21 protein-coding genes and 1 pseudogene are annotated in these 23,855 nt (G+C 25.9%); 17 read left to right on the forward strand and 5 right to left on the reverse strand.

Annotated elements, in window-relative coordinates; translation table 11 throughout:
- The 7 genes from AWT72_RS03690 to AWT72_RS03720 form a co-directional block, all read left to right on the forward strand.
- Window positions 1-870, forward strand: an 870-nt coding sequence (locus AWT72_RS03690) for an MATE family efflux transporter (protein WP_197407604.1), incomplete at its 5' end; no start/stop codon positions are given.
- The gene (rpiB, locus tag AWT72_RS03695; protein WP_067140988.1) at window positions 867-1,301 is read left to right on the forward strand and encodes a ribose 5-phosphate isomerase B; all 435 of its coding nucleotides are present in this window, start codon (window positions 867-869) and stop codon (window positions 1,299-1,301) included. The genes AWT72_RS03690 and rpiB, both read left to right, overlap by 4 nt.
- Window positions 1,301-1,639 (forward strand): histidine triad nucleotide-binding protein, encoded by a 339-nt coding sequence (locus tag AWT72_RS03700; RefSeq protein WP_067140991.1) that lies wholly within the window; start codon window positions 1,301-1,303, stop codon window positions 1,637-1,639. The genes rpiB and AWT72_RS03700 overlap by 1 nt, the downstream gene beginning before the upstream one ends.
- Entirely contained in the window at window positions 1,623-2,408 is a 786-nt protein-coding gene (locus tag AWT72_RS03705; protein WP_231501472.1) for a TrmH family RNA methyltransferase, read from the forward strand. Before AWT72_RS03700 ends, AWT72_RS03705 begins: the two co-directional genes overlap by 17 nt.
- Window positions 2,405-3,409, forward strand: a complete 1,005-nt coding sequence (gene tsaD, locus AWT72_RS03710) for a tRNA (adenosine(37)-N6)-threonylcarbamoyltransferase complex transferase subunit TsaD (protein WP_067140994.1) — start codon at window positions 2,405-2,407, stop codon at window positions 3,407-3,409. Before AWT72_RS03705 ends, tsaD begins: the two co-directional genes overlap by 4 nt.
- A 25-nt stretch (window positions 3,410-3,434) precedes the next feature.
- Window positions 3,435-4,148, forward strand: coding sequence for a DUF4912 domain-containing protein (locus AWT72_RS03715; protein WP_067140997.1), 714 nt, complete (start codon window positions 3,435-3,437; stop codon window positions 4,146-4,148).
- Window positions 4,149-4,397: 249 nt separating this feature from the next.
- Window positions 4,398-5,954, forward strand: a complete 1,557-nt coding sequence (locus tag AWT72_RS03720) for an ABC transporter transmembrane domain-containing protein (RefSeq protein ID WP_067141000.1) — start codon at window positions 4,398-4,400, stop codon at window positions 5,952-5,954.
- A 49-nt stretch (window positions 5,955-6,003) separates the two neighbouring features.
- Here AWT72_RS03720 and AWT72_RS03725 read toward each other — a convergent pair whose 3' ends face one another.
- The 5 genes from AWT72_RS03725 to AWT72_RS03745 form a co-directional block, all read right to left on the reverse strand.
- Window positions 6,004-6,378 (reverse strand): DUF956 family protein, encoded by a 375-nt coding sequence (locus tag AWT72_RS03725; protein ID WP_067141003.1) that lies wholly within the window; start codon window positions 6,376-6,378, stop codon window positions 6,004-6,006.
- A gap of 1 nt (window position 6,379) precedes the next feature.
- On the reverse strand, window positions 6,380-7,243 hold the full coding sequence (locus AWT72_RS03730) for a PTS system mannose/fructose/sorbose family transporter subunit IID (RefSeq protein WP_067141006.1): 864 nt from the start codon (window positions 7,241-7,243) through the stop codon (window positions 6,380-6,382).
- 20 nt (window positions 7,244-7,263) lie between these two features.
- Window positions 7,264-8,082 (reverse strand): PTS mannose/fructose/sorbose transporter subunit IIC, encoded by an 819-nt coding sequence (locus AWT72_RS03735; RefSeq protein ID WP_067141009.1) that lies wholly within the window; start codon window positions 8,080-8,082, stop codon window positions 7,264-7,266.
- Window positions 8,083-8,098: 16 nt separating this feature from the next.
- Window positions 8,099-9,055 (reverse strand): PTS sugar transporter subunit IIB, encoded by a 957-nt coding sequence (locus AWT72_RS03740; RefSeq protein WP_067141012.1) that lies wholly within the window; start codon window positions 9,053-9,055, stop codon window positions 8,099-8,101.
- Between the two features lie 110 nt (window positions 9,056-9,165).
- Window positions 9,166-10,506: a cation:dicarboxylate symporter family transporter gene (locus AWT72_RS03745; protein WP_067141015.1), complete on the reverse strand. Its 1,341-nt coding sequence runs from the start codon at window positions 10,504-10,506 to the stop codon at window positions 9,166-9,168.
- 328 nt (window positions 10,507-10,834) lie between these two features.
- Between AWT72_RS03745 and mnmG the strand changes: the two genes are divergently transcribed.
- The 10 genes and pseudogenes from mnmG to AWT72_RS03790 all read left to right on the forward strand — a co-directional run bounded on the left by mnmG (window position 10,835) and on the right by AWT72_RS03790 (window position 23,710).
- Entirely contained in the window at window positions 10,835-12,685 is a 1,851-nt protein-coding gene (gene mnmG / locus AWT72_RS03750) for a tRNA uridine-5-carboxymethylaminomethyl(34) synthesis enzyme MnmG (RefSeq protein WP_067141018.1), read from the forward strand.
- A gap of 78 nt (window positions 12,686-12,763) precedes the next feature.
- On the forward strand, window positions 12,764-13,270 hold the full coding sequence (locus AWT72_RS03755) for a GNAT family N-acetyltransferase (protein ID WP_067141020.1): 507 nt from the start codon (window positions 12,764-12,766) through the stop codon (window positions 13,268-13,270).
- A gap of 81 nt (window positions 13,271-13,351) precedes the next feature.
- Window positions 13,352-13,543: pseudogene (locus tag AWT72_RS09160) on the forward strand (tRNA modifying enzyme MnmG family protein); the annotation flags it as partial.
- Between the two features lie 14 nt (window positions 13,544-13,557).
- Window positions 13,558-15,135 carry a type I restriction-modification system subunit M gene (locus tag AWT72_RS03760; protein ID WP_067141028.1) on the forward strand — a complete coding sequence of 526 codons (1,578 nt, stop codon included), beginning with the start codon at window positions 13,558-13,560 and terminating at the stop codon, window positions 15,133-15,135.
- Window positions 15,122-16,513, forward strand: coding sequence for an AlbA family DNA-binding domain-containing protein (locus tag AWT72_RS03765; RefSeq protein WP_067141031.1), 1,392 nt, complete (start codon window positions 15,122-15,124; stop codon window positions 16,511-16,513). Before AWT72_RS03760 ends, AWT72_RS03765 begins: the two co-directional genes overlap by 14 nt.
- On the forward strand, window positions 16,506-17,519 hold the full coding sequence (locus tag AWT72_RS03770) for a virulence RhuM family protein (RefSeq protein WP_067141034.1): 1,014 nt from the start codon (window positions 16,506-16,508) through the stop codon (window positions 17,517-17,519). Before AWT72_RS03765 ends, AWT72_RS03770 begins: the two co-directional genes overlap by 8 nt.
- Window positions 17,516-18,790: a restriction endonuclease subunit S gene (locus AWT72_RS03775; RefSeq protein ID WP_067141037.1), complete on the forward strand. Its 1,275-nt coding sequence runs from the start codon at window positions 17,516-17,518 to the stop codon at window positions 18,788-18,790. The genes AWT72_RS03770 and AWT72_RS03775 overlap by 4 nt, the downstream gene beginning before the upstream one ends.
- 79 nt (window positions 18,791-18,869) lie before the next feature.
- Window positions 18,870-19,397 (forward strand): restriction endonuclease subunit S, encoded by a 528-nt coding sequence (locus AWT72_RS09165; protein ID WP_306765421.1) that lies wholly within the window; start codon window positions 18,870-18,872, stop codon window positions 19,395-19,397.
- A gap of 40 nt (window positions 19,398-19,437) precedes the next feature.
- On the forward strand, window positions 19,438-22,302 hold the full coding sequence (locus AWT72_RS03785; RefSeq protein WP_067141043.1) for a type I restriction endonuclease subunit R: 2,865 nt from the start codon (window positions 19,438-19,440) through the stop codon (window positions 22,300-22,302).
- 82 nt (window positions 22,303-22,384) lie between these two features.
- On the forward strand, window positions 22,385-23,710 hold the full coding sequence (locus AWT72_RS03790; RefSeq protein WP_231724049.1) for an ATP-binding protein: 1,326 nt from the start codon (window positions 22,385-22,387) through the stop codon (window positions 23,708-23,710).
- Window positions 23,711-23,855: the final 145 nt, after the last annotated feature.

The raw sequence follows: 23,855 nt of genomic DNA on the forward strand, positions 1-23,855 counted from the left end.
TTTGCACCTTTTGTATTTACTTCAACTGGTATATTAGTAAATGTACTTTTAGATTATGTATTTTTAGGAATATTTAAATTTGATATTTCTGGTGCAGCCATAGCAACAGTTCTTTCACAAGTTATATCAGCGGTCTTATTGTGTATTTACATAAGAACACCTAAATCTAAATTTAGAAAAATGAAAATATTTAAAATAGATAATCCGTATATGTATATGAGATTGATAAGAATAGGATTACCTTCTGGTATAAGTCAGGCACTATTTACTATAATTTCTATAGTAATAGCACATAAAATAGCAGGTATAGATATAAAGGCTTTAGGAGTACAAAGGCTAGGGGTTCAATTTGAAGCATTTTCATGGAATATAGCAAGTGGTTTATCTAGTGCAGTTGCAACTTATGTGGCACAAAATTATGGTGCGAAAAAATATGATAGAGTAAGTGAAGTATATAGATTATCAATGAAGAGTATATCAATATTTGGCTTGATGATTAGTATAGTATTTATTGCATTTGCAAGACCTTTATATTCTAGTTTTTTTGAAGATGAAAAATTTGTAAATTATGGAGTATATTATTTAAGAATAATAGGACTAACTCAGATTTTTCAATGTATAGAGATAATAACAGGTGGAGCATTCAATGGTATTGGTAAGGTTAAACAACCAACTATAATAGGTGTTATAGGAACATCTCTTAGAATACCTTTTGTATACTTGTTAGCACCTATATTTGGTATAAATATTATATGGTGGGTAATAAGTGCAAGTATGTTACTAAAAGGAATAGTTAGTTATATATGGTTTACAAAATCTTGGAATAGTTTTATAATAAAAGAAAATGAATTAAAAAGGGGTATGGTATGAAAATAGCAATAGGAAATGATCACTCAGCTGTTGAGTATAAAAATGAATTAGTTAAATTTTTAGAAGAATTAGGGCATGAAGTAGTAAATTTTGGTACTGATACTAATGATTCAGTAGATTACCCTGATTTTGCAAAGGCAGTATGTAAGGCAATTTTAAATAAAGAAGTAGTTTATGGAGTTTTAATTTGTGGTACAGGAATAGGAATATCTATTACCGCAAATAAAATAAAAGGAATTAGAGCAGCTTTGGTAAGCAATGAGTATATGGCAAGAATAACAAGAGAACATAATGATGCTAATGTAATAGCATTTGGAGCAAGAGTTGTAGGTATAGAAGTTGCAAAGTCTTCACTTAAAGCATTTTTAGAAGCAGAATTTGAAGGTGGAAGACATGCTATAAGAGTAAATAAAATGGAGTGTGATTGTTAATGAGTACAATATTTAAAAAAATAATAGATAAAGAAATTCCCGCTAAGGTAGTATATGAAGATAATGAAATTATGGCTTTTCATGATATAGCTCCTATTGCACCAGTACATATAATAGTAATACCTAAAAAAGAAATTGCTAGTTTAAATTTTGCTGATGAAACTGATGCTTTATTATTAGGTAAAATTCAATTAGTTATAGCTAAATTAGCAAGAGAATTTAAGATAAATGAAAGTGGTTATAGAGTAGTATCTAATATAGGAAAAGATGGTGGACAAACTGTTAATCATATACATTATCATTTGATAGGTGGAAGAAAACTTGGAACAGAAATGTAATATAGTATTTATTGAAAGTAAAGATAATAAGAACTATAAATTAATAAAAAAATTAAGTAAAAAAAAATATAGAGATGAAAATAATATATTTATTGCTGAAGGGGAGAAATTTTTTGAACAATCAAATGATTTTAACCAAATAGTAATAAATGAGTCATATTATGATTACTATAACAAAGAATATGATTTAAAAAAATATAATAAAATAATAGTTTTAAAAGAAAATTTATTCAAAGAAATATCGACACAAGAGCATAGTCAAGGTATAATATTTATATACTCTAAATTTGCTAAAAATATACATGAAATAAGTGGAGATATAGTAATACTAGATGATATACAAGATCCAGGTAATGCTGGAACTATAATTAGAACGCTAGTTGCTCTAAATTACCAAAACTTGATACTTACCAAGGGTAGTGTCGACGTTTATGCTCCAAAGGTTATTAGAGCCTCTATGGGGGCAATATTTAATATAAATGTAATATATGAAGAGCCAAATAAAATTATAGACTTTATAAATCTAAATAAATATGAATGCTTTGCAACAGCATTATCTGATACAGCCAAAGATTATAGAGAGTTAAAATTAAAAATAGATAAAAATGCATATGTATTTGGTCATGAAGGTGGTGGAGTATCTAAAAAGTTTTTAGATATTTCTAAAAAAGCAATTATACCCATATCAGATAAGGTAAATTCGTTAAATGTAGGAGTAGCATTAGCTGTATTTTTATATAAAATGCGTGAAATTGGGGGTGAAATATGATAATATTAGGAATAGAAAGTTCTTGTGATGAAACAGCTATAGCAATAGTTGAAGATGGGAAAAAAGTATACAGTAATATAATTTCAACTCAAATAGAAATACATAAAAAATACGGTGGAGTAGTTCCAGAAATTGCTTCAAGGCATCATATAGAAAATATAACATATGTATTTTATGAATGTTTAGAAAAAGCGAATATGACTATAAATGATATAGACTATATTGCAGTAACTAATAAACCAGGGCTTATAGGCTCTTTACTGGTAGGTTTAATGTTTGCAAAAGGTTTAAGTTATAAGCATAATATACCTTTAATTCCAGTAAATCATTTAGAAGGGCATATATATTCTACTTTTTTAGAAAATGAAGTAAGTTTACCTGCAATAACAGTGGTTGCTTCTGGTGGTCATACTTGTATATATAATATGGATGAAAATCATAATTTAGAATTAATGGGAGAGACCTTAGATGATGCAATAGGAGAAGCCTATGATAAGGTTGCAAGAATGGTAGGGCTTAGTTATCCTGGCGGACCATCTATTGAAAAGGCTAGTATTAATGGAGAAAATAATTTAGATATACCTATGCCTAATATTAAAGAATATGATTTAAGTTTTAGTGGTATTAAAACTTATGTTACAAACTATATCAATAAATGCAATATGAAAAATGAAAAAATTATAATAGAAGATATTTGTAAATCTTTTCAAGAGACAGCCATAGAACACTTGAAAAGAAAGGCTATAAAAGCAGTTGTAGATACTAATTCTAAGACAATAGCAATAGCAGGTGGAGTATCAGCTAATAAATATTTAAGAAAAGTTTTAAATGAAGCAGAAGAACTAAAAAATGTTGAAATCAATTTCCCCGTAAAAATGGAATATTGCACTGATAATGGTGCTATGATTGCAGCAGCAGCATACTATAATTTAAAATATAAGAAAAATGAAATTGTAAAAGATTTTGATGCGACTTCTACAAAAGAGTTTCATAGAGTATAATAAATTAGAAATAGGAGGGGTGAATATGTTTTATAGAAATTTTATAGATAGAACTATAAATACTAGATTTAATGAAAGAATTAGAAGAAGAAAACCATATTTAAAAAGAGAAAGAATGTTTGAAGAACCTTTAACACATTTAAAAGAAAAGTTTTCAATAGGAGAAGATAGATATTTTGACAAAGCACCATTACCTAACCTATATTATACTAATGAAGTGGTTTTAATGCCTAAAAATAAGACAACAATTTTTGCTTATTGGGAAGTTAGAGAAGATGATTATGAAAATCTTAAATTAGAAAAGAATATTTTTGATACAGTAACTATGTTACTTTATAAAAAAGATAACTTATATAGAAAAATACAAGGATTAAGTAGATTTGGTTCATACTATATTAATAATATTAGATCAAATAGAGAATATAAGGCTGTAATAGGTTTTGAAAATGAAAAAGGTGAATTTTTTGAAATTGCAAAATCTAATAAAGTAATTTCTCCTAGTGGAAAAGTATCACATATTAGAGGAACTAGATGGGGAATACCGTATATGTTAGGTAATAAAATTAAATTAAATGTATACACTAGAGACAATTTGCCAGATGATTATATATTATCGCAAGAAATAACTGATAGAGAATTGGTATATGAAAGTTTGACAGATGAAAAATATGGTATAGGGTCATCAGAAAATATGGGTTCATCAGATAATAATTTAGGATCATCAAATAACAATAAATAATATAAAAAAAGTAATGAATTTAATAAAACCCCAAAATCTAAATAATGTAAAATTATTTTAGATAAAGGGTTTTTTTATATGTGAAAATATAGTTTAAAATAAAAAAAGACTTTATGCAAAAATAAACTATTAATGTTATTAATGATTGCATTAGTAACTTATATTATGCAAAACATACAAAAAAGTGTTATTATAAGATAATATTTAAAATAATTATTTTAAATTAGCTATAAAAATAGGGGGATAAAAGTGAAAAAAATAATGGGGAAATATAAATATTTATTTTTATTATCAATAATAACGAGTTTAGTTTTTAGTGTATCTTTAACTCTTTTTTCGCTACAATTAGGAAATATTATAGATGCTATAAATAAAGATGCTAACATACTAATATATAGATTATTATTAGCAACTTTATTTTTAATAATAAGTGTGGCATTTTTAATAATATATTCTTATTTATCAAATAATTATTCTATAAAAATTTTAAATCATACAAAAAAAGAATTATATAATAGTTACTATAATATTGAATTAGAAAATTATAATAAAAATAAAAATGCAGAATATCTTAATTTATTTACAAAAGATATGGATTTATTAATAGATAATTATTTAAAACCTAAACTTACAATGTTTACTGAAATTTTTAGAGCGTTTTTTTCAATGATAGCAATATTATATATTTCATGGAGATTAGCTATTGCTTTCATATTAGTTTCTATGATAAATATATTATTTTCATCACTACCAAGTAAATATATGTTGAAAAAAACTAATGAATTTAGTGTTGAAAATAAAGGGTATTTACATAATGTAACAAATTACATATCTGGTTTCGAACAAATTAAATTGCTTGGAATAGGTAAAATATTTAAAAATAAATTAAATAATGTAGATGATAATTTTGAAAAAGCAAGATTTAAATATTTATTTGCAAAAGATTTTTCATCATACTTTGCAATGTCATTAGGTTTAATATCTCAAATGTTATGTTTAAGTGTGGGAATTTATTTTGCCTTAAAAGGATATTTATCAATTGGAATGTTACTTGCGTCAATACAATTATTAAATTCTATATTTACACCAATTAGTAATATTAGTAAATATAGAAATCTTATTAAGACGCAGAAAAAAATAATAAATAATATAGATAATAAATTATCCGAAAAATATATTGAATTAGAAAATATTGATAATAAAATTACAAAAATAGATATAAAAGATTTATCATTAAATTTTAATAATAAAGTTGTATTTGATAAATATAATTATACATTTATTTCTGATAAAAAGTATGCAATAATAGGAGAAAGTGGTCGTGGTAAATCAACATTAATAAAATTAATCATGAAATATTTTTCTAATAAAGAATATACAGGAAGTATAACTATAAATGATAAGAATATAAACGATATTAATTCAAACAGTATATATTCTAGAATAGGATTTATTCAAAAAAATGATTTTATTCTTGATGAAAATATTGAAAATAATATATTATTAGGTAGAGAAAATATAGATATAAGCAATGTAGTTGATATACTTAATTTAAATACTATCATGAATAAAGATGAAGATAATATTATTTCAAGTGGTGAAAAACAAAGAATTGACATTTCTAGATTTATTGTATCTGATTATGATGTTTTAATTTTTGATGAACCTACTAGTAATTTAGACCCAGAAACATCTAGAAAAGTAGAAAATTATATATTGGGCTTAAAAGATAAAATAGTAATAGTTATTACACATAATCAAAATGAAGAATTATTAAATGAATTTGATGAAATTATAAAATTATAAAAAAGAAGCAATTTAAGAACACATTTAGTTCTCATTTTGCTTCTTTTTATTATCTTTTTTTAAATATACTTTTAATTCCTAAAAAAATGATTTGTAAAAATGTCTTTGATTTTACTAGTTTTTCTTTGGGAATATAATTGCTAATTGCTCTTAATGTTTTTTTGTTATCAGAAGTTGAAAAAGAGAAATCTCCATTTTTTTTTGTAAAAATAGCAAATCTATTAATCCATCTTCCACCCAAAAGAACGGAAGCAGCAATATAGTCAACCTCATTCCAAGGAATTTGTATAAAATCTTTAGCATTTTTATTGTTATAATATTCAAAACCATTATTTCCAACTAATACAATTCCATAACTAGGTAGACCTAAATATGAAACCGCTTTAATTTTTAAATCAATTTTTTTATTAATTGCTTGTATCATTTTACATTAATCCTATAACATGAGCAACAATACCAGTTATAAATAAACATACTATAATTAATATAGGTGATACTTTTTTCTTTAATAACCAACTACAAATTAGTGTTAATATTAATGCTGCTAAACCTGGAATTAATGAATCTAATGTTTTTTGTAAGTTAAATATTTCGTGCATTTGTACTTTACCAGCAGCATCTAATACTTGTTTTCCTGTTTCTTGGTCAACAACTGGTGCTAGTGAAATAAATTTAAAACTAATAGAAACCCATCTTTTTACTAATGCTCCTATAACGAACATACCTAGTATAGATGCACCTTCTGTTATTTTACCTAATAATCCACCAGATAAATCTTTAGTAATTTCTGCTCCTACTTTATATCCAAATTCTTGTGTATACCATTCAAATATCCATCTTAATATATTCCATGCAAAAAAGAATAATAATGGACCTACTATACTTCCAGTTATCGCTAATGAAGCACCTAATGCTCCTAATATAGGACGAGCAGTAAACCAGAAAACTGGGTCTCCAACACCAGCTAATGGTCCCATCATACCAACTTTAACCCCTTGTATTGTAACGTCATCAACAGGTGCACCATTTGCTCTATCTTCTTCTAGAGCTAGTGTAACTCCTAATACAGGTGATGATACATAAGGGTGAGTGTTATAAAATTCCATATGTCTTTGTAACGCTTTAATTTGTTCATCTTTTTCAGGATATAACTTTTTGATAGCAGGTATCATTGAAAATGCCCAACCACCATTTTGCATTCTTTCATAATTCCAAGAACCTTGTAAGAATTGGTGACGAAATGCAACTGCTAATCTATCCTTTTTGCTTAATTTTAATTTCTTTTCCATAATTTAATTTCCTCCCAATTCTAATAATCATTTAAAATATCACCTAATGGATCAGAATTTCCAGAACCTGAACCAGATGAAGCAACTTCTTTTAATCCTAAATAAATTAATGCTAATGACACACCAATTGCTCCTAGTGATATAAGTGTTAATTCGCTTAAAACTGCAATACAGAAACCTAATATGAAGAAAGGCCAAACGGTTTTAGTAGACATCATGTTTACAACCATAGCAAACCCAACTGCTGCAACCATTCCTCCACCTATTCCCATTCCTTCAGCTAACCAAGATGGCATTGCTTTAAGTCCAGCAGTAACTGCTTGTGCTGGTATTAAACAAAGTAATACAGCAGGAATAGCTACTCTTAATCCTTGTAATGATAGGGCAAATAAATGCCAAAATTCCATTAATTTTATATTTCCTTTTTCTGCTGCTGCATCCATAAAGTGAATTAAAGATATTGATACTGTTCTTATAATTATTGTTAAGAAAAGTCCTGCTATTGATAATGGTATAGCTAAAGCTATTGCTGTTGAAATTGCTTCACTAGTAGCTTGTCCATTTTTAATAAATGTAATCATTATTATTGCTGATGCAACTGAAGCAGTAGCTGCATCAGGTGCTGTTGCTGCTCCTATATTTGCCCATCCAAGAGCTATTAATTGTAATGTTCCACCTAATATAATACCCACAGTTAAATGACCTGTAACTAGTCCTATTAGTGTACAAGCAATTATTGGTTGGTGGAATTGAAATTGGTCTAATACTGATTCCATACCAGCTAAGAAAGCAACTAATGCAATCAATATAATTGTTACTATTCCAAATGTTAATGTCATATATATTTCCTCCTAATTATAATTGTGTTTTAGCACTTGCTATTATATTATCAAAGTTTTCAGGTGAATCAGATGGAACTTTTCTTACATCTATTTTAACTCCTAATGATAATAATTTTTCAAATGTTTCTACATCATCTTTTCCCATAGAAACTGCCTTTGTTAATTGTACTTTTCCTTTTGAATGCGCTATTGAACCAAGATTTAATTCTTTTATTTCAATTCCGCCTTCAATTGCTCTTAATGCATCTTGTGGTGTTTCAAATAAAAGCATTGCTTTGGTATTACCAAAACGCTTATCTTTATCAACAGTTATCATTTTATCAATAGGGACAACATTTGCTCTAACACCTGGTGGTGCAGCTTCCTCTATCATTTTCTTTCTTAATTGATCTCTTGAAACGGCATCAGATACAACAATAATACGATTTGGATTAGTTGTTTTTGTCCAAGAAGTTGCTACTTGACCATGTAATAAACGAGTATCAATACGAGCTAAAACATAAGAAATTTTTCCATCTATTTCAGGTAAATTTTGGATATTCGTTTTATTTTCCACTTTTTTAGTTTCTGAATTTACAAAATCGGGCTTACCTTTTATTCCTTCTTTACCTGCTTTTATAACAGCTTTTGCTACTTCATGTGCAGTTTCAAAATCTTCTCTTGCTTCAAAAGCTTCAAAAATCATAGGTAAATTTGTTCCAGCAACAACTGCCCATTTTTCATTTTCATTTAATAGAGCATTTGCTTGATTAAATGGAGTACCTGACCATAAATCTGTTAAAATTAATACTTCTTCTTTATCTTCAAATGAAGAAATTGCATCAACAATTTTAGATTTTAGTATTTCAGGGGATTCACTAGGCATAAGTGAACAAATTGCATAATTTTCTTGATCTCCAAAGATCATTGAACCTGCATGCATAAGTCCATTTGCCAATTCTCCATGACTTGCAATGATAATTCCTATCATATATAATCTCCTTTCAGTCTTTTATATAATAGAGTATAACTTTCTTTTTTGAAAAAATCAAATTTTAAATTAATTAATATTAACATTTTAAAATAAAATTTAAATATTTTTTAATTAGTCATACTGTTATATTGGTCCTTATTTAATTTGTTAAGCATTCTTGCAGATATTACACCAGACAATATAGAATCATTAACATTAAGAGCAGTTCTAGCCATGTCTATTAATGGTTCTACTGATATTAATAATCCAGCTAATTCAACAGGGAAACCTAATGTTGATAGAACTATTATTGCGGCAAATGTTGCTCCACCACCAACACCTACTACTCCTAGCGAACTTATCGTTACTATTATTACAACTTTTGTTAAAAATGCTAAATTGAATGGGTCTATTCCTACTGTTGGAGCTATCATAAGGGCTAACATTGTAGGATAAATTGAAGCACAACCATTTTGTCCTATACTTGAACCAAAAGTTGCTGCTATATTAGCTATTCCTTTTTCAACACCTAATTTTTCTTGTGTAATAATAGTTAATGGTATAGTTCCTGCAGATGTTCTTGATGTAAATGCAAAAGTTAAAGCAGGCATAGATTTTTTCAAATATGTAATTGGAGATAAACCTAAAATAATTATAAATATTAAATGGATTATAAACATTATTATAATTGCTACATATGATGCTACAACAAAATTTATAAGTTTTAGTATCTTTGTATAATCAGTTATTGCTATAATTCTTGCAATTAAGGCTAAAACACCATAAGGTGTTAATCTTAAAACTATTGTAACCATTCTTAATACTATATCATTAGTAGAATTTATTAATTTTATTATAATTTCAGCAGATTCTGGTTTTTTCTTTTTAACTCCTAAAATCGCAAATCCTACGAATGCACAAAATACTACTACTGCTATTATAGAAGTTGCTCTAGCACCTGTCATATCATAAAAAGGATTAGTTGGAATAAACGAAATAATTTTATCAGAAATAGTTTGGTCTACCACGGCAACCTTTGATAATATATTTTCTCCTGCTGCCTTTTCGCTACTTCCCGCTATTATATTATTAGCATTCAACTTAAATGATAAAGTTGTAAATATAGAAACTATACTTGCTATAGCTGCTGTAAATAGTAGAGTTCCTACTACTAAAGTTCCTGTTTCTGTTGCTTCTTTACTATCTTTTAAATTAATAATAGCACTTAGTATAGATATCATTATAAGTGGCATAGATATCATTCTAAGTAGTGCAACATAAGACCTACCAACGGTATTTAACCATTCTATTGGTATATATGTGTAATGTAGATATAAACCGTATATTATCCCTACCAAAAGTGATAAAATAACTCTTTTTCCAAATGAAACATGCCTTTTAGCCATTATTCTAAATGCGAATAATAACAATACGAATATTAAAGTGTTTAATATTTTAAATAATAACATTTTTTCCTCCTTATGTTTTTTTAATGTTTTTAATATTTTAGCTTTATTTTTCTTTTTGTCAAATAAGATTGAAGTAATAAAATTACTTAAAATAAATTTGAATATTAAATTTACAAAAATGTAAATATATGTTATTATATGTCATATGGTTTAAATTTAAAAAGTTTAAAAAATATATTTAAAGAGCGAACACCCAAGTTCGCTCTTTTAAGTTTGAATAAAAATATATAAAAGATTTAATAAATAAAATATATGAAAGGCTTAAATTCATTGATTAAATGTTAATAAAATGATAAAATAAATTATATGAAACATGAAAGGAAAATACATGGAAAATTTTGATATAATAATAGTAGGTGCAGGGCATGCAGGAATAGAGGCGGCTTTTGCATCAGCAAGACTTGGGCTTAAAACAGCATTGTTTACCATATACTTAGATAAAATAGCACTTATGAGTTGTAATCCTTCTATAGGAGGACCAGGGAAAAGTCATTTAGTTAGTGAAATAGGTATGCTGGGTGCTGAAATGGCTAAACATATAGATAAGTATAATTTACAATTGAAAAATTTAAATCATACTAAAGGTTTAGTTGCAAGGATTACAAGAGCACAAGCAGATAAATATAAATATAGAATAAAAATGAGAGAAAAATTAGAAAATGAACCTAATCTTCATATAGTTCAAGCAACTGTGAGTGATTTAATTATTGAAGATAAGAAAGTAAAAGGGGTAACTGATAAATTAGGAGTTAGTTATTTTTCAAGTGCAGTTATACTTTGTACAGGAACATTTTTAAATGGAGAATATGTTATAGGAAATGTTAAATATAGTTCAGGTCGTGCAGGAGAAGTTGCGAGTACAGATTTACCTAAATCATTAGTTGCTAATGGAATAGTTTTTGATAGATATCAAACTGCTACACCACCTAGAATTAGTAAAAAAAGTATAGATTTTAGTTCTATGAAAAAATTAGAGGGAGAAAAACAACCTAGATTTTTTTCATATGAGACTAAAAAATTAGAAGTAGAACCCAGACCTACATATTTAACTTATACTACAAAAGAAACAGTTAAAGTAGCAAGTGAATTATTACAATATTCACCAATAGTTACAGGAATAGTTAGCACAAAAGGACCTAGGCATTGTCCATCATTAGATAGAAAGGTTTTAAATTTTCCAGAAAAATATGACCATCAAATATTTTTAGAAGAAGAATCGTCAGATAGTGATGAAATTTATGTTAATGGTTTTACAACTGCTATGCCAACATTTGCACAAGAAAAAATGTTACACACAATAAAAGGATTAGAAAATGCTAAAATACTTAGATATGGTTATGCAGTTGAGTATGACTATATTCCAGCAGATCAAGCTAAATATACCTTAGAGAGTAAAAAAATTGAAAATCTATATACTGCAGGGACTATAAACGGAACTAGTGGTTATGAAGAAGCAGCAACTCAAGGATTTATTGCAGGGATAAATGCAGCTAGAAAAATACAAGGTAAAAGTGAAATAATAATAGGTCGTAATGAAGCATATATTGGTGTTATGATAGATGATATAATAAATAAAACAACACCAGAACCTTATAGAGTATTACCGTCTAGGGCAGAATATAGACTAACACTAAGACAAGATAATACTTTTTTAAGACTTTTAGAATTATCAAAAGAAATAGGAATAGTACCTAAAGAAAAAATAGAATATTTAGAATTTGTAAAAAATCAAATAGATGATGAAATAAAAAGATTAAAAGAAATTAAAATATTTCCTAGTAAAGAAAATAATGAAAAACTTAATAGTATAAAAGATGGGTCTAGTATGAATGCTCCTGTCAGTGCTTTTGAATTTTTAGCAAGACAAGAAATAGATTATACAAATTTAGCCTTATTTGTTGAAATTAAGCAAATAGAGGATTTAGCAATAGAACAAGTAGAAATAAATGCTAAGTATAATGCTTTTATTGAAAGAGAAAAAAAACAAATAGAGGATTATAAGAAGTTAGAAAATATAGTTATACCAAAAGATTTTGATTATGAAACTGTAAAAGGAATGAGTAATATTGCAAAATCAGGTCTTACTTATCAAAAACCTAACAATATTGGACAAGCTAGTAGAATTAGTGGTGTTACATATAATGATATTGCCTTACTTATAGCATTACTTAGAAAATAGAAAATAAAACAAAAGTAATAAATTAATAATACATATAATAAAAATAAGCAAAAATTAGAATTTATGAAGGAATTAAATATGAAAATAATGGAAACAGAACGTTTAATACTTAGAGTACCAACTCTTGATGATTTTGATGAATTATATTCGGTTCATGCAAATCCCGAAACTAATATTTTTAATCCTGGATGGAAAAAACCAAGTAAGGAAGAATATAAGGAAACTTTAAATACAATTATAGAACACCATAAAAAGTATGGCTTTGGATATTATTCTCTAGTAGATAAAGCAGATAATAGAGTTTTTGGTTTGTGTGGTTTAAGGTTTACTTCAATAAAAGATAAAAAGTACTTAAATCTATATTATAGAATAGATCCTTCTAAAACGAGAAAGGGTTTTGTAAAAGAAGCAGCCACTAAAATTATTGATATTATAACAAGAGAATTAAATAATAAATATAAAGTAGTTGCATTAACTTTAGATGAAAATATTCCTTCAAGAAAAACTGCTGAATCATTAGGATTAAAATATGATAAAAATTTTGATAATGTGGATGGAGAAGGAAATGTCTATTACTTTAATTAGTTCTAAGTTTAATATATTTATTTTATTGAAAATTTTGGACTAAACAAATTATATAACTATAAATTCCAGTTTGTAGAACTAATAGAAGATTATAAGAAGTTAGAAAATATAGTTATACCAAAAGATTTTGATTATGAAACTGTGAAAGGAATGAGTAATATTGCAAAATCAGGTCTTACTTATCAAAAACCTAACAATATTGGACAAGCTAGTAGAATTAGTGGAGTTACATATAATGATATTGCATTACTTATAATGTTATTAAAAAAATAAAATAGGAGGAATACATGTTAAATAAAAAAGAAACAGAAAGAGCAGAATTGCATAAAACTATATGGAATATAGCTAATGATTTAAGAGGAAGTGTTGATGGTTGGGATTTTAAACAATATGTATTAGGTTTCCTATTTTATAGGTATATTTCTGAAAATATGAGTGTATATATAAATAATATTGAAAGAAATGCTGGAGATTTAAATTTTTCTTATGAGAATGAAACTGATGAAGCAGCAGATAGAGATTTTAAAGATTGGCTTATAGATAATAAAGGATTCTATATTAAACCTTCACAACTATTTTGTAATGTATCTAAAAATGCTATGCAAGATAAAGATTTAAATATTACATTAAAAAATATATTTGATGATATAGAAAAATCTACACAAGGTCAAAATAGTAGTGAAGATTTTAAAGGATTATTTGATGATATATTATTAAATAGCCCTAAACTTGGAGAAACAGTAGAAAAAAGAAATGAAAAATTGGCAAAAATATTAGTATCAATTGGAGAATTAAAATTAGGAGATGTTAAAGACAATACTATAGATGCTTTTGGAGATGCATATGAATATTTAATGGCTATGTATGCTTCAAATGCAGGTAAAAGTGGTGGAGAATATTATACTCCACAAGAAGTGTCAGAATTATTAGCAAGATTAACAGTTATAGGTAAAACAAAAGTTAATAAAGTTTATGATCCTGCTGTTGGAAGCGGTTCACTACTTTTAAAGTTTGCTAAAATTTTAGGAAAAGATAATGTTAAACAAGGTTTCTTTGGACAAGAATTAAATATGACAACATATAATTTATGTAGAATAAATATGTTTTTACACGATATAGATTTTGAAAAATTTAATATAAAAAATGGAGATACACTTACTAATCCTAAACACGATGGATTTGAACCATTTGAAGCAATAGTATCTAATCCTCCATATTCAATTAAATGGGCAGGAAAAGATGATATTAATTTAGTAAATGATGAAAGATATTCAGTTGCAGGAGTTTTAGCTCCTAAATCAAAGGCAGATTTAGCATTTATTATGCATTCACTATCATATTTAGCATCTAATGGAACTGCTGCTATAGTATGTTTTCCTGGTGTAATGTATAGAGGTGGAGCAGAACAAAAAATAAGAAAATACCTAGTAGAAAATAACTTTGTAGATGGAATTATACAATTACCAAGTAATTTATTCTTTGGAACAAGTATTGCGACATGTATATTAGTTCTTAAAAAAGGGAAAAAAGATAATAAAACAATATTTATAGATGCAAGTAATGAATGCATTAAAGTAACTAATAGTAATAAATTAAAAGATGAAAATATACAAAGTATTTTAGAAACATATATAAATAGACAAGATAAAGAATATGTTGCAAAACTTGTAGATATTGAAGAAATTAGAAAAGAAAACTTTAATTTATCAGTTAATACTTTTGTAGAACAAGAAGATACAAGAGAAAAAATAGATATTAAAGCAGTACATAAAGAATTAAGGGAAATAGAGGAAAAACAAAATATATTAAGGGCAAAAATTAGAGAAATAATAAAAGACCTTGGTGATGATTATGAAATTAAATAAATATATTGGTGAAACAAATTTTTATGATAAAAAAGAAAAAATAGAAAGAAATAAACCTAAAAGTTGGCTTAAATCAGTTAGTGCTTTTGCTAATTATGATGGAGGTAAATTAATTTTTGGGGTATTAGAAAATAATGAAATAAAAGGTTTAGAAAACTATAAATCAGATAGTGAATTTATAAGCCAAAAAATTAAAGAAAAGATAGAACCTATACCAGAATTTAATATTGAAATAAAGGAAATCGATAATAAAATAATTATAATTTTAGATATTTTTGAAGGGGCTCATACACCTTATTATTACAATGATAGTGGAACTAGAACAGCTTATAGAAGAGTTGGAAATGAAACTGTGGTTGTGAATAGTATAGAACTTTTAAATCTTAATTTAAGAGGTGCAAAAGTAAATTACGATGAATTAAGTTCAGGAATTAGTAAAGATAAAGCTTCATTTACTAGATTAAAAAGTATGTATTATTATAGAGCAAAAAAAGAATTTCAAGAAAATGATTTAGAAAGTTTTAATTTAATAAATAAAGAAGGTGTTTTAACTAATGCGGGTGCTTTATTTGCAGATGAAAAATTAGTCTATCATTCAAGAATATTTTGTACTAGATGGGATGGATTAATTAAAGGTAGTAAAAGATTAGATGCAATAGATGATATTGAAATAGAAGGAAGTATCTTGATTCAATTTGATGAAGCAATGAGATTTATAAGAGGAAATTCAAAAAAGAAATGGAAGAAACTCCCTACGCATAGATTAGAAATGCCAGATTACCCAGAAAGAGCATATCAAGAAGCATTAGTTAATGCAATAGTACATAGAGATTATACACAAACAGGTTCAGAAATTCATATAGATATGTATGATGATAGATTAGAAATTTATTCTCCCGGTGGAATGGCAGATAGAACAAAAATTCAAGAAAAAGATATATACAATATGTCATCTATAAGAAGAAATCCTATTATTGCAGACGTATTTTCTAGAATGGATTTAATGGAAAGACGTGGAAGTGGTTTAAAACAAATAATTGAAACATATAAACAACAAGAAATGTATAATGAAGAATTAGAACCAATCTTTGAAACAAGAGGCGAAGAGTTCCATGTTATATTAAAGAATTTAAATTATGACACTAAAGATGACACCAGAGATGGCACTAAAGATGGCACTAAAGATGGCACTAAAAGAATTGAAAAAATACTTCAATTAATAAAGGAAGATAATAAAATATCAATAGATAAAATGGCAGAAGAAATAGAAGCTGGCAGAAGAACTATTGTGAGAGATATAAAATATTTACAAGATAACAATATTTTAGAAAGAATTGGTGGAAGAAAAGAAGGTTATTGGAAGGTAAAAGATGAATAATATAGAAAAAAGTAATGAGTTAAAATTTTTAATCTATTCATTACCAGAAGATGAATTAAGTGTAAATGTAATTGTAAAAGATGACACAATATGGTTAAGTCAAAAAGGTATGGCTGAGCTTTTTGGTTGTTCATCTGATAATATAGGATTACATTTAAAAAATATATATTTAGAATCTGAATTAGATGAAAAACGAACTACCGAGGATTTCTCGGTAGTTCAAAAAGAAGGGACAAGAAATGTTAAAAGAACAGTATTATTCTATAATTTAGATGCAATTATTTCTGTTGGTTATAGAGTAAATTCTAATAAGGCTACTAAGTTTAGAATATGGGCTACTACTATCTTAAAAGAATATATGGTAAAAGGATTTGTTTTAGATGATGATAGATTAAAACAAGGTAAGACTTTATTTGGAAAAGATTACTTTAAAGAATTATTAGATAGAGTTCGTTCTATAAGAGCAAGTGAGAGAAGAATATGGCAACAAATAACTGATATTTTTGCTGAATGTAGTATAGATTATGACCAAAATTCTAAAACTACAAAAGATTTTTATGCTATGGTACAAAATAAATTCCATTATGCTATTACAGGAAAAACTGCTGCTGAAATTATAATCACAAAAGCAGATAATAAAAAGGAAAATATGGGATTAACAACTTGGAAAAATTCTCCAAATGGGAGAATATTAAAACAAGACATAGTAATTGCAAAAAATTATTTAAGTGAAAAAGAGATAAGAAAACTTGAAAGGTCAGTAAGTGGATTTTTTGATTATATAGAAGATTTAATAGAAGATGAAAATATATTTACTATGGAAGACTTTAATATTAGTATAAATAATTTTTTAGAATTTAGAAAGTACAAGATATTAGAGGGTAAAGGTAAAATATCAAAAAAATTAGCAGAAGAAAAAGCTATAAAAGAATATGAAATATTTAATAAAACTCAAAAAATAGATTCTGATTTTGACAAAGAACTTAGAAAAAGAGGTATAAAATGACAGAAATAGATAGATTAATAGAAGAATATTGCCCTGATGGTGTTGAATATAAAGAATTAAAAGAGTTAGTTTTAAATACTAAAAATATAAAATGGTCTGAAAATGAAAATTTAAATTTTCAATATATAGATTTATCATCTGTTGAATTATTAACTGGAAAAATATTAGAATTGATTATTATAAATAAAGAAAATCATCCAAGTAGAGCACAGCAAATTGTAAATGAAAGAGATATAATTTTTGGTACAACTAGACCATTGCAAAAAAGACTCGCAATAATAGATAAATCATTAAATAATCAAATATGTAGTACTGGGTATTGTATATTAAGAGCTGATATAAATAAGGTAAATTATAAATGGATATATTATAATATTCAAACAGAAAATTTTTATAAATATATAGAAAAATGGGAACAAGGAACAAGTTATCCCTCAATAACAAATGAGCTTGTTAAAGCGTTTAAAATTCCAATTCCGCCCTTACCCGTACAAAACGCGATAGTGGAGCATCTAGACGCGTTCTCAGCTCTGCAAGCAGAGCTACAAGCAGAGCTAACTCTAAGAAAAAAACAATATACTTATTATCAAAATAAACTATTAACTTTTGATGAAAATAATCCTTTATTTAAGTTTAAGGTGGAGTATAAAAAGTTAGGTGAAATTTCTGAAATAACTAATAATGGAATTGACAAAAAAAATAATGTTAATGACGATGAAATTATATTATTAAATTATGTAGATGTCTACAACAATAAATATTTAGATAATTCTATTCCTAAAATGATTGTTACTGCAACAAAACGAGAAAAAGAAAAATGTGAAGTAAAAAAAGGTGATATATTTATTACTCCAACATCTGAAACTAAAGAAGATATAGGGCACTCAGCTGTTGCTAAAGAAGATTTAATTAATTGTTATTATAGTTATCATATAATGCGTATTAGATTAAATGAATATAATTATATAACTTCTAAATATATAAATTATGTATTTGAATCTAGGTACGTTAATAATCAAATAGTAAAAAAATCAAGAGGAATAACAAGATATAATTTAATAAAATCAGATTGGGAAAATATAATAATCCCAATCCCACCATTACATATACAAGAAAGATTAGTATATGTTTTAGATAACTTTGACAAGATATGTGGTGATTTGAATATAGGATTACCAAGAGAAATAGAATTAAGGCAAAAACAATATGAATATTATAGAGATAAACTCTTGACATTTGTTGAGAACCCTGTAAACTTTAACATAACATAACATAACATAACACAACACAACACAACAAGCAATAATTAGGCTTGTTCAATATGTAGTTTGTGGAATTGAATATAAGAGAATCAAAGAAATTTCTAATATTAGTAGGGGAATAGTATTATCAAAAGAGTACTTAAGAGATAATTGCGGTGAATATCCTGTATATTCATCGCAAACGGAAAATAATGGAGAATTAGGCAAAATAAATACATATAACTATGATGGAAATTATATAACTTGGACTACTGATGGAGCTAATGCAGGAACAGTATTTTATAGAACTGGTAAATTTAGTATAACAAATGTATGTGGTCTAATAGATATAAATATAGAAAATATTTCTAAAAAATATATATATTATATTTTATCTAAAAAGACACCTAAATATGTAAATAAAAGAATGGGTAATCCAAAGTTAATGAGTAATGTAATGCAAGAAATAGAAATCCCAATCCCACTATTACACATACAAGAAAAAATTGTATCAATATTAGATAGTTTTAGTGCTGCAAGTTCGGGGTTAATACCTTTACTTGAAAGAGAAATAGAATTGGGAGAGAAAAGATATTCGTATTATAGAGATAAGCTATTAAATTTTAAAGAGAAATAAACTGTCGCAAAATTTGCGATAGTTGTAAAAGAGGTGAATAATGGAATATAAACATATAATGAGTGATGAATATTCAACTTTAGTGGCTGAATATAAGCCGAAATATAATGCTAGAACTAGATATCAAAGTGAAGCTGAGTTAGAATCTTCCTTTATATCTGTTCTTGAATCTATGGGTTATGAGCGTGTATATATTAAAGATGAAAAAGACTTGATTTTAAATTTACGTAAGCAATTATCTAATCTTAATAAAATAGAGTTTACAGATAATGAATGGGACAAGTTATTTAATTCATATATTTGTGTTAAAACACATGATAAGATAGATAAAATTAGAAATATACAAGAAAATCACAGATATACATTGACGCTAGATTCAGGAAAAGATATTAATATTAAACTTATTGATAAGGAAAATATATATAATAATAAGTTACAAGTATTAAATCAATTTGAAGAAAATAAAGGTAAACATAATAGTAGATATGACGTAACAATTTTAGTAAATGGCTTACCATTAGTCCATTCGGAATTAAAGCGTCGTGGTGTAGCAATAAAAGAAGCATATAATCAAATTAAAAGATATGAAAGAGAAAGCTTTTGGGCTAGTAATGCCTTATATGAATATGTTCAAATATACATAATATCTAATGGAACTCATACAAAATATTATTCTTCAACTTCAAGATATAATAATTTTGAATTTACTTCTTATTGGTCTGATAAGAAAAATAGAAATATATTAGAATTAATAGATTTTGCAAAAAGCTTCTGTGATAAAAGAGCACTTATTAATATAATAACAAAATATTGTGTATTTGATACAGCTAATATATTAAAAGTAATGCGTCCTTATCAAATAGAGGCAACAGAAAGCATTATTCGTAAAATAATAATGTCTAAAAACCATAAAAAATATGGAACTGTTGATGGTGGTGGTTACATATGGCATACAACAGGAAGTGGGAAAACATTAACTTCATTTAAAACTTCACAAATTGTTACAAAACTTGATGAAATAGAAAAAGTAATATTTGTAGTAGATAGAAAAGATTTAGATGCACAAACTATAAGAGAGTATACTAAGTTTAAAGAAGGTTGTGTTCAATCAAATAATAGTACAAGGATTTTACAAGAACAATTAGAAGATCTTAATACAAAAATAGTAGTAACAACAATACAAAAATTATCTAACTTTGTGAAAAGAAATAAAAAGCATAGTATTTATGGTAAAGAAGTGGTTATGATATTTGATGAATGTCATAGAACACAATTTGGAGACATGCATAAAATAATAAAGAAAATGTTTAAAAAATATTATATTTTTGGATTTACAGGAACTCCAATATTTAATGAAAATAGTGTTAATCATTCAACAACAGATGAAGTTTTTGGACAAAGATTACATGCATACACTATTGTTAATGCAATTCATGATGATAATGTTTTAAAATTTAAAGTAGACTATATTAAAACTTTTAAAGAAAAAGAAGAATTGGAAGATAAAAATATTAAAGATATAGATACAGTGTCAGTTTATAGAGATGATAGACATGTTTCAGGTGTCATAGATTATATAATAAAAAATTATGATGCTAAAACAAAAAGAATTGGTGGAGATAAATCAAAAGGATTTAATAGCATATTAGCGGTTGAATCAATAGCTATGGCTAAAAAATATTATACAGAGTTTAAAAAGAGAAATAGTAATTATACTTTTGCTACAATATTTAGTTATTCACCTAACGAAGACGAAAATGATGCTACAACATTTAATGATGATGACTTTGATACTAATAAATTAGATAAAAGCAGTAGAGATTTCTTAGAAGGAGCGATAGCAGATTATAACAAAGAATTTGGAACAAATTTTGACACTTCAAGTGAGAAATTTTCTAACTATTATGAACATGTATCAAAATCAACAAAAGAGAAAAAAGTAGATATACTAATAGTTGTAAATATGTTTTTAACAGGATTTGATGCTCCTACTTTAAATACATTGTGGGTTGATAAAAACCTTAAATATCATGGATTAATACAAGCATTTTCAAGAACTAATAGAATATACAATTCAGTTAAAACTCATGGTAATATAGTGTGTTTTAGACCGTATTTATCTAAAAATTTAGATGATGCTATTAGCTTATATGGAGATGCAGATATAAAAGAATTAGTTACATTAAAACCATTTAATGACTATTATCAAGAATACATAAAACAAATAAAAGAATTAAAAGAAAATTTTCCATTAAATGAAGAAATAAAAGGTGATGAAAAAGTAAAATCATTCTTAAAATTATTTGGGAAAATATTAAGATTAGAAAATATTTTAACTTCATTTGATGAATTTGAAGAATCTGATAAATTAAGTGATTTTGAAGGACAAAATTATAGAAGTAAATATATAGATTTACGTCCAAAATCAGAACATGATAAAGAGTACATTAATGATGATATAGTGTTTGAAACTGAATTAATATCACAAATAGAAGTAAATATAGACTATATATTAAAATTAGTTGAAGAATACAAGAAAACTAAAAATAAAGAGATACTTGCTAAAATTGATAGTAGTATAGATTCAAGTTTAACACTAAGAAGCAAAAAAGATTTAATACATCAATTTATAGAAAAAGATACTTCGGTAAATTGGCATGAGTTTATTATTGAAAAGAAAAATAACGAATTAGAAGAAATTATAATTCAAGAAAATTTAAAACCAGAACTTACAAAAAATCTTTTAGAAGATTCATTTAGATACGGTGAAATATTAACAGAGGGCAAATCAATAGATAAATTGTTACCAGAAAATATATCTATAAGACAAGGTAGAGGTAAAAAGAAAAAAATAGTGGTTGATAAATTATTAGAATATTTTGAAAAATTTATGGGAATTTTTTAAGATTTGGGGATTTTGCGATAATTCAGCTAAAAAGAATTGGGGATTTTGCGATTTTGTGCTATAATAATCTAGAGGTGGTATTATGATTTTTAAAAGAAAAATATACGATAAAATGCTAAAATGGAAACAAGAATTTAATGGGAATACGGCTTTACTTATAAAAGGAGCTAGAAGAATTGGAAAATCTACCATAGTTGAAGAATTTGCTAAAAATGAATATGAAAGTTATATAAATATTGATTTTTCTATTGCATCACAAGAAATAAAAAAATTATTTTTAGACTTATCAGACCTAGATTTATTCTTTGCAAAATTACAATTATTAATGAATACAACATTAATTGAAAGAAAATCTGTTGTAATATTTGATGAAGTACAGCTTTATCCTTTGGCAAGACAAGCTATAAAACATTTAGTTAAAGATGGTAGATATGATTATATTGAAACAGGGTCTTTATTGAGTATAAAGAAAAATATAAAAGATATATTAATCCCAAGTGAAGAAACAAGAATAAATATGTATCCAATGGATTATGAAGAATTTATGTGGGCTTTTGGAAAAGATATTAATATGACAGAGAAATTTTTTAAAGAACAAAAAAAATTAGGTGATGATATAAATAGAAAACTCATGATGGATTTTAGAGTATATATGTTAGTTGGTGGCATGCCACAAGCAGTATTAGAATATATTAAAACAAATAATTTTATGAAAGTTGATAACATAAAAAGAAATATTTTAGAATTATATTTAGAAGATTTTAGAAAGATTGACCCAAGTGGGAGAGCAAGCTTAATATTTTCAAATATTCCAGCACAATTAAATAAGAAATCTTCAAGATATAATGTATCTAGTGTTTTACCTAATTATAGAGCTCAAGATATAGAAAATATTATAGAGGATATGAAAGATAGTATGACTATAAATATATGCTATAACATAGATAATCCAGATATTGGTATGAATTTTACTAAAGATATAAATAAATATAAGATGTTTTTATCTGATACAGGTTTATTTGTAACATTAGCATTTATGGATAAAGATTTTACAGAAAATGAAATATATAAAAAATTTATTAGTAATAAATTATCAACAAATTTAGGTTATGTATATGAAAATGCTCTTGCTCAAATTTTAAAGGCTAATGGTAATGAATTGTTTTATCATACAATGAGAAGTAAAACCTCAAATCATTCTTATGAAGTTGATTTTATTATTTCAAAACAAAATAAGATTTGTCCAATTGAAGTTAAATCATCAAATTATATTAGACATGCTTCATTAGATTATTTTATAGAAAAGTATTCAAAAAAGATATTAAATAAATATTTAGTATATACAAAAGATTTTAAAAAAGAAAATAATATACTTATGATACCTATTTATATGGCAATGTTTATATAGGGTAGATAAGTAAAAATTAAAAAATATTAAGGTAATTATATATTTAAAGATAGTAAATTAGAAATATCAGTTAAAGTAACAAATGATGGCAAAACGGTATAGTTAAATTGCTGAGAATTATATTTATTTGTAAGTTGTAATAGTA

It is taken from the genome of Oceanivirga salmonicida (genome assembly GCF_001517915.1).
Lineage (GTDB): Bacteria > Fusobacteriota > Fusobacteriia > Fusobacteriales > Leptotrichiaceae > Oceanivirga > Oceanivirga salmonicida.

Excerpts from the sequence above, each read along its gene's own strand:
- AWT72_RS03755 (WP_067141020.1), top strand. The coding sequence starts at position 12,764 with ATGAAAATAATGGAAACAGAACGTTTAATACTTAGAGTACCAACTCTT.
- AWT72_RS03790 (WP_231724049.1), top strand. The coding sequence starts at position 22,385 with ATGATTTTTAAAAGAAAAATATACGATAAAATGCTAAAATGGAAACAA.
- AWT72_RS03730 (WP_067141006.1), bottom strand. The coding sequence starts at position 7,243 with ATGGAAAAGAAATTAAAATTAAGCAAAAAGGATAGATTAGCAGTTGCA.
- AWT72_RS03775 (WP_067141037.1), top strand. The coding sequence starts at position 17,516 with ATGACAGAAATAGATAGATTAATAGAAGAATATTGCCCTGATGGTGTT.
- AWT72_RS03785 (WP_067141043.1), top strand. The coding sequence starts at position 19,438 with ATGGAATATAAACATATAATGAGTGATGAATATTCAACTTTAGTGGCT.
- AWT72_RS03735 (WP_067141009.1), bottom strand. The coding sequence starts at position 8,082 with ATGACATTAACATTTGGAATAGTAACAATTATATTGATTGCATTAGTT.
- AWT72_RS03700 (WP_067140991.1), top strand. The coding sequence starts at position 1,301 with ATGAGTACAATATTTAAAAAAATAATAGATAAAGAAATTCCCGCTAAG.
- AWT72_RS03760 (WP_067141028.1), top strand. The coding sequence starts at position 13,558 with ATGTTAAATAAAAAAGAAACAGAAAGAGCAGAATTGCATAAAACTATA.
- AWT72_RS03770 (WP_067141034.1), top strand. The coding sequence starts at position 16,506 with ATGAATAATATAGAAAAAAGTAATGAGTTAAAATTTTTAATCTATTCA.
- mnmG (WP_067141018.1), top strand. The coding sequence starts at position 10,835 with ATGGAAAATTTTGATATAATAATAGTAGGTGCAGGGCATGCAGGAATA.
- AWT72_RS03715 (WP_067140997.1), top strand. The coding sequence starts at position 3,435 with ATGTTTTATAGAAATTTTATAGATAGAACTATAAATACTAGATTTAAT.
- tsaD (WP_067140994.1), top strand. The coding sequence starts at position 2,405 with ATGATAATATTAGGAATAGAAAGTTCTTGTGATGAAACAGCTATAGCA.
- AWT72_RS03740 (WP_067141012.1), bottom strand. The coding sequence starts at position 9,055 with ATGATAGGAATTATCATTGCAAGTCATGGAGAATTGGCAAATGGACTT.
- AWT72_RS03745 (WP_067141015.1), bottom strand. The coding sequence starts at position 10,506 with ATGTTATTATTTAAAATATTAAACACTTTAATATTCGTATTGTTATTA.
- AWT72_RS03725 (WP_067141003.1), bottom strand. The coding sequence starts at position 6,378 with ATGATACAAGCAATTAATAAAAAAATTGATTTAAAAATTAAAGCGGTT.
- rpiB (WP_067140988.1), top strand. The coding sequence starts at position 867 with ATGAAAATAGCAATAGGAAATGATCACTCAGCTGTTGAGTATAAAAAT.
- AWT72_RS03765 (WP_067141031.1), top strand. The coding sequence starts at position 15,122 with ATGAAATTAAATAAATATATTGGTGAAACAAATTTTTATGATAAAAAA.